This window comes from Bacillus sp. FJAT-29937 (assembly GCF_001509555.1).
Classification (GTDB): Bacteria; Bacillota; Bacilli; order Bacillales; family Cytobacillaceae; genus Cytobacillus.
This window is the reverse complement of sequence record NZ_LMAS01000001.1, coordinates 479,419-494,212: the sequence shown is the minus strand read 5'-3', so window position 1 is coordinate 494,212 and position 14,794 is coordinate 479,419. Positions and strand designations below refer to the sequence as shown.

Here is a 14,794-nt window from a genome sequence, read left to right as displayed (position 1 = left end):
TATGGGTAATGGCAAAGAAAGATCAAAAAGAGCTATCAGGTAAACAAAAAGCGGCCATACTTCTAATATCACTTGGACCAGATGTTGCATCATCTGTATATAAGCATTTAAGTGAAGAAGAAATAGAAAAATTAACTTTAGAAATTTCTGGTGTCAAAAAAGTTGATTCACTGGCAAAAGAAGAAATCGTAGAGGAATTTCACAATATCGCGTTAGCTCAGGATTATATCTCCCAAGGCGGTATTGGATATGCAAAAACGGTTTTAGAAAAAGCGCTTGGGAATGAGCAGGCAGCTATTATCATTAATAGGCTAACATCTTCCTTGCAGGTGAGGCCTTTCGACTTTGCAAGAAAAGCAGATCCTGCTCAAATCCTTAACTTTATCCAAAATGAGCATCCGCAAACGATAGCATTAATATTATCGTATTTGGATGCAGCTCAAGCAGGGCAAATCCTATCGGAGCTCCCGCAGGAAATGCAAGCAGATATCGCGAGAAGGATTGCCGTCATGGACAGCACAGCACCAGAAATAATTAATGAAGTGGAACAAATACTCGAAAGAAAACTTTCTGCAACTGTTACACAAGACTACACTCAAACTGGCGGTATTGAAGCTGTCGTGGATGTATTAAATGGGGTTGACCGTTCTACAGAGCGGACAATTTTGGATGCTTTAGAAATTCAAGACCCAGAGCTTGCCGAAGAAATTAAGAAAAGAATGTTTGTATTCGAGGATATTGTTACCCTCGATAACCGTGCAATTCAGCGAGTTATCCGCGATTGTGAAAGTGAAGATCTCATGCTTTCACTTAAAGTTTCTAGCGATGAAGTTAAGGAAATAATATTCAAAAATATGTCTAAGCGTATGGTTGAAACGTTTAAAGACGAGATGGAATATATGGGGCCAGTTAGACTTCGAGATGTAGAAGAGGCCCAATCACGCATTGTTGCTATTATTCGCCGCCTAGAGGAAGCTGGAGAAATCGTCGTTGCCCGCGGCGGAGGGGATGATATCATTGTCTAGGTTAATCAAAGGTGTGCCCCCTTTAGTTAATCCTGTCCAGAACGACAAAAAAGTCATCGCAATCAAGGTTTTTAAACCGGAAGTTCAAGAAGATGAATTCGTCCCAACACCAATAAACATGGAAGAACAAGTTCAATCACTGATTGAAGAGGCGCAACAGAAAGCGGAAGAAATATTAAACAGCGCAAGACATGAAGCGGAATTGATTCGTCAGCAGCTGGATGAAAATATTCAAGCCTTTGAGCAAGAGAAAGAAAGAATGGCTGCAGAAGCACATCAATCCGGATTCGAAGCAGGGTTAACAGAAGGCAGAGAAAAAGGATATGTCGAATACCATGAAGTCATCCAATCAGCACATCATATCGTAGAATCGGCCAAAAGAGACTACCGAAGCCATGTTGAATCTTCAGAAAGAGAAATACTTGAGATTGGCATCAAAGTAGCCCAAAAGATATTAGGGAAGCAGATTGAAGAGAGCGAGGAAGAATTCTTATTGATTGTCAGACGGGCGCTAAAAGAAGCAAGGGACAATCAAGAGGTTCAATTGCATGTCCATCCAAGCCACTATGATTTCCTTCTTTCAAATAAAGAAGAACTGAAAATGATTTTTCCAAAAGAAATTGATTTATTTATATACCCGGATGATGAATTAGCAATATCAAGCTGCATTATTGAATCCGTTAATGGGAGAATTGATGCCAGTATTGATAGTCAGCTAGAAGAAATAAAACGAAAGCTTATTGAAATGCTAGAGGGTGAGCAGGAATGAAGCTTTTGGATGTCATTGAGCAAATTGACCAGCTAGACTCCTTTAAACGTTACGGAAGAGTAAAGAGAGTAGTAGGATTAATGATTGAGTCCCAGGGGCCGCCTGAAAGCTCGATTGGCGATGTTTGCTATATTCATGTCGGCAATAAACGAAAAAGAACCATTCAAGCGGAAGTCGTCGGTTTTAAAAACGAAGAAGTTATTTTGATGCCATATACGACCATTAATGATATTTCACCTGGCAGCTTAGTTGAAGCGACATCAAGGCCATTGGAAATTAAAGTTGGGGCTCAGCTGATTGGCTCAGTCATTGACTCGCTAGGCCAGCCTCTTGATGGATCGCCATTGCCAAAAGGTCTTTCTGCCGTGCCAACAGATCAGGCTCCGCCCAATCCGATGCAAAGACCCCCTATTTCTTCAGCAATGGAAGTAGGAGTTCGGATGATTGATAGTTTATTAACTGTTGGAATCGGACAGCGGGTTGGGATTTTTGCAGGAAGTGGTGTAGGGAAGAGTACACTGCTTGGCATGGTTGCCAGAAATACAACTGCAGATTTAAACGTCATTGCCTTAATTGGTGAGCGTGGCAGGGAGGTGCGTGAATTCATTGAGCGTGACCTTGGCCCAGAAGGCTTAAGCCGATCTATTGTCGTTGTGGCAACGTCTGATCAACCAGCCTTAATGAGAATTAAAGGTGCTTATACAGCAACAGCCATTGCCGAATATTTTCGCGATAAAGGCCTAAATGTCATGATGATGATGGATTCGGTAACAAGGGTGGCTATGGCGCAAAGGGAGGTTGGACTTGCGATAGGTGAGCCTCCGACAACAAAAGGATATACCCCTTCAGTTTTTGCCATTTTGCCAAAGCTTCTCGAAAGAACCGGAACAAATGAAAAAGGGTCCATTACAGCATTTTATACTGTTTTAGTAGATGGCGACGATATGAATGAACCCATTGCTGATACAGTCCGCGGGATATTGGATGGTCACTTTGTTCTTGATCGCGCTCTCGCTAATAAAGGTCAATATCCCGCTGTTAATGTGCTGAAAAGCGTAAGCAGGGTGATGAATAATATCGTGCCAACTGAACATATACGAGCAGCGGAGAAGTTAAGAGAGGCACTGAGTACATATATGAATGCCGAAGATTTAATTAATATCGGTGCTTATAAAAAAGGCTCATCCAGCGAAATTGATGAAGCAATTAGGCTTTATCCGAATATTATTTCCTTCTTAAAGCAGGGAACGCATGAAAAAATAACTTTTCAAGAAAGTGTTTACCAACTAAATAGCCTTCTAGGGAAAGGAGATTAATTCATGCAATACCAATTCAAATTTGAAAAAATCCTTACGATTAAAGAAAGAGAAAAGGATGAAGCGCTAAACGTTTATAATCAATCAGTCAAACGATTTGAAACTGCCGCTGAAAAATTGTATGAACTCCTTAAGAAAAAAGAGGATTTAGAAGACTATCAATCTTCTAGGCTAGTTAACGGGTTGCCAGTGCAAGAAATTAGGCATCATCAGCACTTTATTCATCAATTGGAAAGAACGATCGAGCATTATCAGCAAATTGTTATGAATGCACGAAATCACATGAACTTTCAGCAGGAAAGGCTGCTGGAGAAAAATGTAGAAGTGAAAAAATATGAGAAAATCAAAGAAAAAGACATGACGAATTTTGCTGAAGATGTAAGGCTGCAAGAGGGAAGGCAAATGGATGATATCTCGATTCAGCATTATATGTATCGGGGAAATTAGGTGGTAAAGTGGACAAGGTATTAGAAGAAAAAGAAGAGAAAAAGCAATCAAGATTTCAAGGATTCATTTTTGTTGTCTTTATTCCGTTATTATTTGCCATTACAGTAGCTCTAATCGTGATGACGATTCTTGGAATTAATGTTTTCGAACTATCAAAGGAATACTCTCAGAAGATTCCGTTTATATCTTCAGCCTTAGATGAAGAAGGTACTCAAAGCATTGAAGACATCGAGTCAAAAATGATTGATCTTGAAGCGGAAATTAAAGACAGGGAAGCGAAAATTTCTAAGCTTGAAACCGAGATCGTAAATAAAGACGAGGAAATTTCACAAGTGCAATTAGAAAAGGAACGTCTGGAAGAAGAAATCCTCGAACTAACAGCAATGAAAGATGAAAACAAACGTGCATTTAAGGATATTATCAAAACCTATGAAACGATTTCAGCGAAGAAGGCTGCTCCTATACTTACACAAATGAGTGAGGATGAAGCTTTGCAAATCCTTTCAAGCATAAAGGCTGATACTCTAGCAGCTATTATGGAAAAAATGAATCCGGAAGATGCAGCTCGGTATACGGAACTATTAACTGCCAATGCTGAAAATCAGTTGGAGAATTCTCCGTAATTTAAGGAGTTAATTGAAAGGGGGTGGGAAAATGGAAATGAGCGGATTAGGAGCAATTCATACGATTGTATCCAACAAGGGGAATTCCAGTTCAATCGGTAAAGGTTCAACTGGATTTGGGGCTTTGATTGCGGGATTGAATGGGAATTCAACGAACCTTGAACATGATAAGTTTGCTTCAAATCATTTACCTAGTGATGAGCTTGGAAGCTTACTTCAATTTCTGCAGATAACAGATATTTATGCGCTGGAAAATGGGGCTGAGCTAATTAATGGATCAAATCTTAATTCTGCGGAAGTCATCAAAATAATAGAAAATGAGTTAAATCTATCGACAGATGAACTTTTCGAACTGCTTAGTAAACTTTTCAATGATATTAGCGCTGCTGAAAAGTCAATTGATGAGGATGCTACCCAAATAGATATGATCGTAGCGCTGATCCAAACGATTGTTTCTCTTCAACAGCAAGATATGAAAATAGAACCGAATAAAGACTTTGGGCAAGCAATGAAAGCCATCAAACTATTTGAGCTGTTATCTGCACATGAGGATTCTTTAGGAAATCAGTTAAAGTTGAAAGAATTTATGAAAAATATCTCTGAAAAGCTAGAAATGGCCTTAAATAGTGCAAACTCCTCTGATAGAGGTGAATTTGCAAGGAAAACCTTTCAGACTCTTGTAAATGAATTGAATGGAAAATCTGGTTTGAGTACTGATAAAGCGGGAGAACAAATCGCAAAAGCATTGAATAAATCTGAGGCTGTTAACACCCCCGGATTCATTCAATTTCAGCAATTATCAAAGCCTGAGCAATTAACCTTGCTATCAAGCTCTGGCAGACCTGTTTCAGCCGAGCAGCTGATTGAACAATTTGAATCGATTTTATCTAAAAGCCAATTGTTGAAAAGCGGGGGCACTCAAAGACTATTCCTTAAGTTAAATCCAGAAAATCTCGGATCACTTAGAATTGAGTTAATTCAAAAGGATTCAACAATCATAGCCCGGATACTTACTTCGACTGCAAATGCAAAAGACATGATGGAGTCGCATTTGAATGGATTAAGACAAGCCTTCCAATCGCAAAATATACAAGTGGAGAGAATTGAGATCTCTCAAGCTTTTACTTCTCAGGAACGCAGCTTTAATCGTGAACAGCAACATCAAGGTCAGGGAAGACAACAGCACGAAGAGCGTCAAGAAAAACAAACAGGCGATTTTAACCACTCATTCGAAGAAGCACTTCTTAATACGGAAGCGTAGGTGAGAAAAACATGACTAATACGATAGATTCGTCTTTAATGCTATCAAGCTATCAAAAAGAACAGAGAAAAACGGGATCGGATATTTTAGGAAAAGATGACTTTCTAAAAATATTAATGGTCCAGCTCCAAAACCAGGATCCAATGAATCCGATGCAGGATAAAGATTTTATTGCCCAAATGGCCACTTTTTCGACATTAGAGCAGATAACGAATATGGGAAAATCAATGGATAAATTTGTGAAGGTACAGGAACAGAGTCAATTAATTGCCTATAACCAATTTGTCGGCAAAGACATTACATGGCATAAAGTTTCGGAAGCAAAGGAACTAGGCGGAACTCCTGTAATTGAGGAAGGAATAGGGAGAGTAGCATCCGTCCAGTTTAAGGATAATAATGTCCTCTTTATTCTTGATGATGGAACGAAGCTAGAACCAGGCAATATTTCACAAATCAATGAAACATCAAAAGAAAATGCAATGGTTCAAGCGAGCATGATGATTGGAAAATCGGTTACATACTTAGTAGATAAAGCAGAAAAAACAGGATTAGTGAAATCAGTTTCCTTTAAAGATGGGAAAACACTGTTTCAGTTAGATGATGAAAAGACTACAATCACTGCTTCGCAAATAACAAAAATAGAATAATGAGAAGGTGATTGAATGGATAAAATGATGTTTCATCCGATTCAATCGAAAGCCGTTATAAGCCCGAAGGCCCAACCATTTAAGCCGGAATTGCAAAGCTCTCAAAAATTTGCCGCTCATCTACATACGGCTCTACAGCCCCAAGGTAAATTAGTAGTGAGTAAACACGCACAGGATCGCATGCACCAGAGAGGAATTCAGATTAACGAAACTCACTGGAATCAAATTGCGGACAAAGTTCTCGAAGCTAGAAAAAAGGGTGTAAATGAATCACTCGTATTGCTTAAAGATGCGGCACTCATTGTCAGCGCAAAAAACAATACAGTGATCACGGCAATGGATCGGGACGAAGCCCGAACACAAATATTCACAAATATTAATGGCACTATTCTTTTAGATCAATAAACAAGGCTGGACCTTTTTAAGGAAGCCTAAGCTGCCGACTGAATGAAGCAGCTGCATACGAAAGGAGCAAATCTTTAATGCTACGTTCAATGTACTCAGGAATAAGCGGAATGAAAAACTTCCAAACAAAGCTTGATGTTATTGGGAATAATATAGCTAACGTAAACACGTTCGGATTTAAAAAGGGGCGTGTGACTTTTAAGGATACGATGAACCAGATGGTTGCGGGGGCTAGTGCTGCACAGGATAATCGTGGCGGGAAAAACCCGATGCAAGTGGGATTGGGTTCAATGTTGGCTTCTATTGATACAATCCATACAGGTGCAAGTTTACAGACAACTGGACGATCCTTGGATCTTGGAATTGATGGTGATGGGTATTTTATAGTAAAACAAGGAAATGCTGAATTTTATTCTAGAGCCGGAAACTTTTATCTAGATGATAAAGGTAATTTAGTAAATGGAGATGGTTATAAAGTACAAGCCTTTAAAGATCTATCTTCTAGAGAGTATAGCGATGTAGCAATAAATGTGAATGCTGTATTACCGGCAACCAAAACTGAGAAAGTAGCAGTAACTGAAAACTTGTCAGCAAAAACAATTGATGGTGCGGTTTATACCCAACAAATTAAGGTAGTAGATAGCAATGGGGAGGAACATAAAATAGATGTCCATTTCAAGAAATCAGCTACTGCGAACCAATGGGATGTTTATATTAATAAGGACTTAAACGCTACCCCTGCTCCAGCAGCTGACTTTCAAATAGCATTTAATGCACCAAATGCGGCGCCTGATCCAGGGAAGTTTACTACTGGCCCAACAAGTTCATTTACAATAGATCTACCGGATAATACAAACCAGATATCAGTTGACTTTGATTTTTCTAAATTAACTCAGTTGAATGACCCTACAACAGCTATAGTAAATCCAGATGGAAACACAGAAGGTAGACTTGAAAGTTTCAACATTGGTGCAATGGGTGAGATCAACGGAGTGTATTCCAATGGCCAAGTAAGCACATTAGGAGTACTTGCACTTGCAAAATTTAGTAACTCATCTGGGTTAACGAAGGCTGGAAATAATTTGTTTCAGGCATCTATAAACTCTGGTACACCAAATATTGATTTTCCAGGTAATGGTCGCGGCTCAATCGCACCGGGTGCCCTTGAAATGTCCAACGTCGACCTTTCCGAAGAATTCACTGAAATGATCACAGCCCAGCGTGGTTTTCAGGCAAATACTAGAATCATCACTACTTCAGATGAGATTTTACAAGAATTAGTAAACCTTAAACGATAGGTAAGGGAGGGACAGGGTCTTGAGGCTTCATGTCCCAAGGCCCTGAACATAACATTGATTAAAGTTAGTCGCTTAAATGGAAAACCATTTACACTTAATGCATTGTTTATTGAAACGATAGAGTCTTTTCCCGATACAACAATCACGTTAACGAATGGCCGAAAGTATGTTGTGAAAGAATCGGAGGATACTGTATCGAAGCTTGTAAAGGAATTCTATCAATCTGTCGGCCTTTTAGGGCAGCAGCAAATGGGAGAAAGAGAGAATGAAGAATAATAAGCTGATCATGATCATGTTAATATTGCTTGTGGCTATTGCCTTAGTTGGAGCAGTTGCGATTATTATAGTTAAACAGCTTAATGATAATTCCGGCCCGAAAGAACCATCTATTGATGAAGTGTTAGCGGCATCTGTAGACGTTCCGCAAATTACAACTAACCTAGCAAGCAATGATTTTATCCGTATTTCATTTAAAATTCAAACAGATAGCAAAAAAGCAAAAGAGGAACTAGAAAAAAGAGATTTTCAAGTAAAAGACATCATTATTCAAGAACTATCTGAAATGGAAGCTGAAGATATTCAAGGTAAAGACGCTCAGAACAAGCTAAAAGAGGAATTAAAGGGAAAAATTAATACGATTTTGCAAAAAGGCGAAGTAAAACAGGTATATATTACTGAAAATCTCCTCCAATAGAACAACATTATTAAAATTTATAGTCAAAGGCTGGAGGTGAGATTTCATGTCAGGCGAAGTTTTATCACAGAGTGAAATAGATGCGCTGCTTTCTGCATTGTCCACAGGAGAAATGGATGCAGATGAGCTCAAAAAAGAGCAGACTGAGAAAAAAGTAAAGGTTTATGACTTTAAAAGGGCACTGCGCTTTTCAAAGGACCAAATTAGAAGCTTAACAAGGATCCATGAGAACTTTGCGCGGCTGTTAACTACTTTCTTCTCTGCCCAATTAAGAACGTATGTGCAAATTACTGTCGCATCAGCCGATCAGATTCCGTATGAAGAGTTTATTAGGTCCATTCCAAAAATGACGATCTTAAATGTTTTTGAGGTGCCTCCTTTAGATGGAAGAATCCTGATGGAGGTCAATCCTAATATTGCTTACGCATTAATGGACAGAATGATGGGCGGGAGAGGCTCGAGTATCAATAAGGTTGATACTTTAACAGAAATTGAAACAAAAATTATGTCTACCGCTTTCGAACGAGCATTTGAGAATTATATGGAGGCCTGGAGCACTATTGAAGAAATTGATCCACAGCTAATGGATTTCGAGGTCAATCCACAATTCCTGCAAATGGTATCTCCGAATGAAACGGTTGTAGTCATCTCGTTAAATACGACAATTGGCGAAACGAGCGGAATGATGAATATTTGTATTCCACATGTCGTCCTTGAGCCAATTATTCCGAAGCTATCTGTGCACTATTGGATGCAAACAGATAAAAAGGAGAGGGTTCCTGAAGAGTTAGATATGCTTGAGAAGCATATCCAACGTGCGGAAGTTTCTATAATCGGGGAACTTGGCAATTCGGAAATCAGCATTCAGGATTTTTTGATGCTAGATATTGGTGATGTTATAGAGTTAAATAAACCAATTGATCAGCCTTTACTTGTAAAAGTAGGGGATATACCTAAATTTCTCGGTCAGCCAGGCAAAGTAAACAAGAAACTTGCTATTCAAGTATTAGACATCGTGAAAGGGGGAGGCGACGATGATGAGCGATGATATGCTTTCACAAGATGAAATTGATGCACTATTACGTGGGGTAGATGACGATGATGAGCCGGAAATTTTAGACGAAACTTTAAATGTAGAAGATTTCCTATCTCTAATGGAGCAGGATGCTTTAGGAGAAATTGGGAACATTTCGTTTGGAAGCTCTGCAACAGCCTTGTCAACCTTACTGAACCAAAAAGTAGATATAACGACACCTACCGTAACAACCATACCGCCTAGAAAATTACATGAAGAATTTCCACATCCATACGTTGCAATCCAAGTTAGTTATACGGAAGGATTTTCTGGAAGTAATTTATTAGTCATTAAACAAACAGATGCAGCAATTATTGCTGATTTAATGTTAGGCGGAAATGGGCTAAATCCAGCCGATCTGATGGGAGAGATCCAGCTAAGTGCTGTGCAGGAAGCGATGAATCAAATGATGGGTTCTGCTGCAACATCTATGTCTACCATTTTTAGCAAAAGAGTGGATATTTCACCTCCAACGATAGATATGCTAGATGTTCCTCAAGGTGAGGGAACAAACCGCATTCCAGGAGAAGATATTTTAGTGAAAATCTCCTTCCGTTTGAAAATCGGGGATTTAATTGACTCTAATATTATGCAGCTTTTACCACTGCAATTTGCTAAAAGTTTAGTCAATGAATTGTTAAATCCGGGAGGAGAACCAGAGAATAGTTCAGGTACAATGAAGGAAGCTGCGGATTCTTTCTCAATGTATCAAGAGACCGCCGCAACATTGGATAAACAGCCTGAAGAGACATTTGCTCAGGAAAATGGTTATTCACAAAATCCTTATTCAGAAAGAGAAATGGTTCCACCGAATGGGGGATGGCAGCAAGCACCTCAAGGTCAGCATGTACAACAGGTGCATCAAGCATATCAGGCACAACCAGCATATTACCCGCCGCCACAAGCAGCGAGCCATCCAAATGGTCCACAGCATTTTGGTTCTTCGTTACCTGGCGGAGTACAGCCGACTGTTCAGCCTGCAGTATTTTCAAGCTTTGAACCATATTCACTGCAAGAATCGGAATCAAAAAATTTAAACATGCTACTTGATATTCCGTTGCAAGTAACCGTTGAGCTAGGCAGAACAAAACGATCAGTGAAAGAAATTCTTGAGTTATCTGCCGGATCAATCATTGAATTAGATAAGCTTGCAGGGGAACCCGTTGATATTCTAGTCAATAATCGCCTTATTGCTCAAGGAGAGGTTGTTGTAATTGACGAGAACTTCGGAGTACGTGTAACAGATATCATTAGTCAAAGTGACCGAATAAAAAAACTTAAATAGCACGGGGGTTAACAGAACATGGCTCACAGAATTTTAATTGTAGATGACGCAGCTTTTATGAGAATGATGATTAAGGATATTCTTACAAAAAATGGTTATGAAGTAGTTGGAGAAGCAGCAGATGGTGCTCAGGCAGTGGAAAAGTATAAAGAGTCGCAGCCAGATTTAGTGACGATGGATATTACGATGCCCGAAATGGATGGAATTACTGCCCTTAAAGAAATTAAAAAAATTAATCCAAATGCTAAAGTTATTATGTGTTCCGCAATGGGGCAGCAGGCAATGGTGATTGATGCGATCCAGGCAGGGGCAAAGGATTTTATCGTAAAACCATTCCAGGCTGACCGTGTGATCGAGGCTATCTCCAAAACTTTAGGCTAATGAATATTTCATTTAGAGGGTGCAGTAAATTGCTATATTTCAAGCGGACAATTTTTACGCTGTTATTCATTAGCATTGCTCTGCTAGGGATTCATGCACCAGCCTATGCAGAGCAAGTAAATAGTGTAAAAGATTGTATAGAACATCCAGATGCATGCGATCAAGATCAGCTTCCTCAAAAACAGGAAACAGCCGAGAAGGAACAACCTGTTAAGGTTGGATTGAATCTTTTTGATTTTGTCAAAATGATTTTTGCCACTGTCTTTGTTGTAGGATTACTATATTTTATTCTTAAAATGATTAATAAAAAAAGTAAAATGTATAAAAGCTCCCAGCTTGTTGAGAATTTAGGCGGTACGGCATTAGGAACAAACCGTTCGGTTCAATTAATTAAGGTCGGGAATCGAATTTTAATCGTTGGAGTGGGAGAAAACATACAGCTTTTAAAAGAAATCGAAGATCAAGAGGAATATAATCAGATTCTGACCGATTATAACGAAAAGATGGAACAGCTTGTCCAACCAAGCGATATTGTGACAAAGGTGCTTCAACTTAGAAAAAAAGTGCAGCCAGATGAGAAACAAGGGAAACAATTTCAAAGCTTACTCAAACAACAATTGGAAGATATCACAAAAGGAAGAAAGCAATTATACAAAGAAATGGAGAAGAAAGGGCCGGACGAGCGATGAATGAATTTATGGAGTTTTTTAACAATAGTTCGCCAGCCAATGTTTCAACATCTGTAAAGCTTATATTAATGCTTACAGTTTTATCATTGGCACCCAGCATTCTCATTTTAATGACATGCTTTACTAGAATCATAATTGTTCTCTCCTTTGTCAGAACGGCGCTTGCCACTCAGCAAATGCCTCCTAACCAAGTTCTAATCGGACTAGCTTTATTTCTTTCATTTTTTATTATGGCGCCTACTTTTCAGCAAGTGAATGAAGAGGCGCTTACACCATTATTTAATGAAGAAATTAATTTAGAACAAGCATATGAAAAAGCATCCATTCCATTTAAGGAATTTATGAGTGCCCATACGAGACAAAAGGATTTAGCTTTGTTCCTTGAATATTCGAAAGCAGAGCCGCCTAAATCAATAGAGGACATTCCGTTGACTGCTCTTGTCCCGGCTTTTGCCATTAGTGAAATAAAAACCGCTTTCCAAATTGGATTTATGATCTTTATTCCATTTCTCGTGATTGACATGGTGGTTGCGAGTGTTCTTATGTCGATGGGAATGATGATGCTGCCTCCTGTGATGATTTCATTGCCATTTAAAATATTATTATTTGTTCTGGTGGATGGATGGTATCTCGTTGTTAAATCTCTTTTACAAAGCTTTTAAGCAGGTGAAAATAATAAATGACTCCTGAATCCGTAATCACAATTGCAGAACAAGGAATTATGACAGTTTTATTAATATGTGGTCCCTTGCTGCTGCTCGCGCTAGTTGTAGGGTTAATCGTTAGTATCTTTCAAGCAACAACACAAATACAAGAACAGACACTGGCGTTTATTCCAAAAATTGTTGCCGTTTTAGCAGGACTCGTTTTCTTCGGTCCGTGGATGCTCAGCCATATGCTTTCATATGCTGGAGAAATATTTTCGAATTTAACTAGGTTTGTAGGATGATCATATGGTGAATTTCTTACCGGCGTTCCCGGCCTTTTTACTTATTTTAGTAAGGGTAACATCTTTTTTTCTGATGATGCCCCTTTTTTCATATCGCTCCATACCAACAGCTGCAAAAATTGGTTTAGGCTTTTTCATGTCATTGATTATGGTGTTTACCATTGATGCACCTGTGTTAGAAATAGACAGTCTTTATTTTTTATTAATTATTAAAGAAGCGCTTGTAGGGCTTTTAATTGGATTTATCGCGTATTTGATTTTATCGGCCATACAAATTGCCGGCGGTTTTATTGACTTTCAAATGGGGTTTGCCATTGCAAACGTCATCGATCCGCAAACAGGTGCACAAAGCCCGCTTATGGGTCAATATTTATACACAATTGGCCTTTTTTTCTTACTCACTGTCAATGGCCATCATTTATTGTTAGATGGGGTATTTTATAGCTATCAATTTATCCCTCTAGAACAGCCGTGGATTTCATTTGGGAATGAAAACATGGCGGAATATGTCGTAAAAGCATTTAATTCTATGTTTATTATTGCCTTTCAAATGTCTATCCCAGTAGTAGGCAGTTTGTTTTTAGTAGATATTGCTTTGGGAATTGTTGCGCGGACCGTTCCCCAGCTCAATGTATTTGTCGTGGGACTTCCATTGAAGATCGGTGTAAGCTTTATTGTTCTATTAGCAGTAATGAGCATTATGCTGCTCGTAGTTTCCCAATTATTCGAATTGATGTTAAGCACGATGCGCGGCCTAATGGATATTATTGGGGGAACCTAACAGATGAAACGATTAATCACGTTAGACCTGCAATTCTTTGCAGGAGAAAAAACGGAAAAAGCAACACCGAAGAAAAGGCAGGATTCAAGGAAAAAAGGACAAGTTGCAAAGAGCCAGGATGTTAACACGGCCGTTGTCTTATTAGGTGTTTTCACATTTCTCCTTTTTGCGGGCTCCTATTTAAAGGATATTGTTTTTTATATTATGACTCATACCTTTAGTCAGCTAATGCTAACGGAATTGACTGAAGCAAATATACAAATCCTATTTTTAGCTATCCTAAAAGAACTTGTATTCTTATTAGGCCCAATCATGCTAGTAGCTATGCTTGCGGGAATTATCGCGAATTATGCCCAGGTAGGATTTTTATTTTCTACAGAAGCTATTCAGCCGAAACTAGAAAAGCTAGATCCAATAAAAGGGTTTAAACGGATTTTTTCAGTAAGGGCTATCGTTGAACTTTTTAAATCAATTTTAAAAATTGGCTTTGTTGGCATTATCACCTTTATGGTTTTATGGAACAGAATAGATGAAATTCTGATCTTATCACAAAATACAGTAGGAACCGCGCTGGCAACGATTGGCAGCTTAACGGTGCAAATGGGTTTGTATGCCTCAGGTGCCCTGCTATTTCTTTCGATATTAGATTTCCTATATCAGAAATATGATTTTGAAAAAAACATCCGAATGTCAAAGCAAGATATTAAAGATGAGTATAAAAATATTGAAGGGGACCCCCTTATTAAATCAAAAATTAAACAGAAACAACGGGAAATGGCGATGAGAAGAATGATGCAGGAAGTTCCAAACGCGGATGTCGTCATCACGAACCCGACTCATTTCGCCGTTGCTTTAAAATATGATGAGGCAAAACTCGATGCACCCTATGTTGTCGCAAAAGGGGTCGACTTTGTTGCTCAAAAGATAAAAATGATAGCGAAGGAAAAGGATATTATAACTGTTGAAAATCGGCCTCTTGCGAGAGCTTTATATAGTCAGGCGGAAATTGGAGATGCGATTCCAGAAGAATTTTTCAAAGCAGTCGCGGAAATTCTTGCCCATGTATATAGAATGAAAAAGAAAATTTAATGATCTCTATACATTTATAGAGTGCTTTAGAAAGACCTTGGAAACTAACAGGAATTCAGC

The 14,794-nt window shown here is 38.8% G+C and carries 19 protein-coding genes; all 19 read left to right on the top strand.

Annotated features, from left to right (window positions below; all coding sequences use genetic code 11):
• Window positions 1-8 precede the first annotated feature (8 nt).
• The 19 genes from fliG (at window position 9) to flhB (ending at window position 14,734) form a co-directional block, all read left to right on the top strand.
• Entirely contained in the window at window positions 9-1,025 is a 1,017-nt protein-coding gene (gene fliG / locus AR328_RS02400) for a flagellar motor switch protein FliG (RefSeq protein ID WP_066289053.1), read from the top strand.
• Window positions 1,009-1,794: a flagellar assembly protein FliH gene (gene fliH / locus AR328_RS02395; RefSeq protein WP_082677101.1), complete on the top strand. Its 786-nt coding sequence runs from the start codon at window positions 1,009-1,011 to the stop codon at window positions 1,792-1,794. Before fliG ends, fliH begins: the two co-directional genes overlap by 17 nt.
• Window positions 1,791-3,110 (top strand): flagellar protein export ATPase FliI, encoded by a 1,320-nt coding sequence (gene fliI, locus AR328_RS02390; RefSeq protein WP_066289049.1) that lies wholly within the window; start codon window positions 1,791-1,793, stop codon window positions 3,108-3,110. Before fliH ends, fliI begins: the two co-directional genes overlap by 4 nt.
• A gap of 3 nt (window positions 3,111-3,113) precedes the next feature.
• Window positions 3,114-3,557 carry a flagellar export protein FliJ gene (fliJ, locus tag AR328_RS02385; protein WP_066289047.1) on the top strand — a complete coding sequence of 148 codons (444 nt, stop codon included), beginning with the start codon at window positions 3,114-3,116 and terminating at the stop codon, window positions 3,555-3,557.
• Window positions 3,558-3,565: 8 nt separating this feature from the next.
• Window positions 3,566-4,180, top strand: coding sequence for a MotE family protein (locus AR328_RS02380; RefSeq protein WP_066289044.1), 615 nt, complete (start codon window positions 3,566-3,568; stop codon window positions 4,178-4,180).
• A gap of 31 nt (window positions 4,181-4,211) precedes the next feature.
• The gene (locus AR328_RS02375; RefSeq protein ID WP_066289041.1) at window positions 4,212-5,441 is read left to right on the top strand and encodes a flagellar hook-length control protein FliK; all 1,230 of its coding nucleotides are present in this window, start codon (window positions 4,212-4,214) and stop codon (window positions 5,439-5,441) included.
• A gap of 11 nt (window positions 5,442-5,452) precedes the next feature.
• Window positions 5,453-6,088, top strand: coding sequence for a flagellar hook assembly protein FlgD (gene flgD, locus AR328_RS02370; protein ID WP_066289039.1), 636 nt, complete (start codon window positions 5,453-5,455; stop codon window positions 6,086-6,088).
• Window positions 6,089-6,103: 15 nt separating this feature from the next.
• On the top strand, window positions 6,104-6,493 hold the full coding sequence (locus tag AR328_RS02365; protein WP_066289036.1) for a TIGR02530 family flagellar biosynthesis protein: 390 nt from the start codon (window positions 6,104-6,106) through the stop codon (window positions 6,491-6,493).
• A gap of 77 nt (window positions 6,494-6,570) precedes the next feature.
• Entirely contained in the window at window positions 6,571-7,791 is a 1,221-nt protein-coding gene (locus AR328_RS02360; RefSeq protein WP_066289034.1) for a flagellar hook protein FlgE, read from the top strand.
• A gap of 54 nt (window positions 7,792-7,845) precedes the next feature.
• The gene (locus tag AR328_RS02355; RefSeq protein ID WP_066289028.1) at window positions 7,846-8,067 is read left to right on the top strand and encodes a flagellar FlbD family protein; all 222 of its coding nucleotides are present in this window, start codon (window positions 7,846-7,848) and stop codon (window positions 8,065-8,067) included.
• Window positions 8,057-8,485 (top strand): flagellar basal body-associated protein FliL, encoded by a 429-nt coding sequence (gene fliL, locus AR328_RS02350; protein WP_066289025.1) that lies wholly within the window; start codon window positions 8,057-8,059, stop codon window positions 8,483-8,485. Before AR328_RS02355 ends, fliL begins: the two co-directional genes overlap by 11 nt.
• Before the next feature lie 46 nt (window positions 8,486-8,531).
• A complete protein-coding gene (gene fliM / locus AR328_RS02345) occupies window positions 8,532-9,533 on the top strand; it encodes a flagellar motor switch protein FliM (RefSeq protein WP_066289021.1) in 1,002 nt (333 codons plus the stop codon).
• The gene (gene fliY, locus AR328_RS02340) at window positions 9,520-10,845 is read left to right on the top strand and encodes a flagellar motor switch phosphatase FliY (RefSeq protein ID WP_066289015.1); all 1,326 of its coding nucleotides are present in this window, start codon (window positions 9,520-9,522) and stop codon (window positions 10,843-10,845) included. The genes fliM and fliY overlap by 14 nt, the downstream gene beginning before the upstream one ends.
• Window positions 10,846-10,863: 18 nt before the next feature.
• Complete coding sequence (locus AR328_RS02335; RefSeq protein ID WP_066289013.1) at window positions 10,864-11,226, top strand: response regulator; 363 nt, start codon at window positions 10,864-10,866, stop codon at window positions 11,224-11,226.
• Window positions 11,227-11,255: 29 nt separating this feature from the next.
• Window positions 11,256-11,915 carry a flagellar biosynthetic protein FliO gene (locus AR328_RS02330; protein WP_231734734.1) on the top strand — a complete coding sequence of 220 codons (660 nt, stop codon included), beginning with the start codon at window positions 11,256-11,258 and terminating at the stop codon, window positions 11,913-11,915.
• Complete coding sequence (fliP, locus tag AR328_RS02325) at window positions 11,912-12,577, top strand: flagellar type III secretion system pore protein FliP (RefSeq protein ID WP_066289004.1); 666 nt, start codon at window positions 11,912-11,914, stop codon at window positions 12,575-12,577. The genes AR328_RS02330 and fliP overlap by 4 nt, the downstream gene beginning before the upstream one ends.
• 17 nt (window positions 12,578-12,594) lie before the next feature.
• Complete coding sequence (fliQ, locus tag AR328_RS02320; protein WP_066289002.1) at window positions 12,595-12,864, top strand: flagellar biosynthesis protein FliQ; 270 nt, start codon at window positions 12,595-12,597, stop codon at window positions 12,862-12,864.
• A 4-nt stretch (window positions 12,865-12,868) separates the two neighbouring features.
• Window positions 12,869-13,645 carry a flagellar biosynthetic protein FliR gene (gene fliR / locus AR328_RS02315; protein ID WP_066288999.1) on the top strand — a complete coding sequence of 259 codons (777 nt, stop codon included), beginning with the start codon at window positions 12,869-12,871 and terminating at the stop codon, window positions 13,643-13,645.
• 3 nt (window positions 13,646-13,648) lie between these two features.
• Entirely contained in the window at window positions 13,649-14,734 is a 1,086-nt protein-coding gene (gene flhB, locus AR328_RS02310) for a flagellar biosynthesis protein FlhB (protein WP_066288994.1), read from the top strand.
• Window positions 14,735-14,794 lie beyond the last annotated feature (60 nt).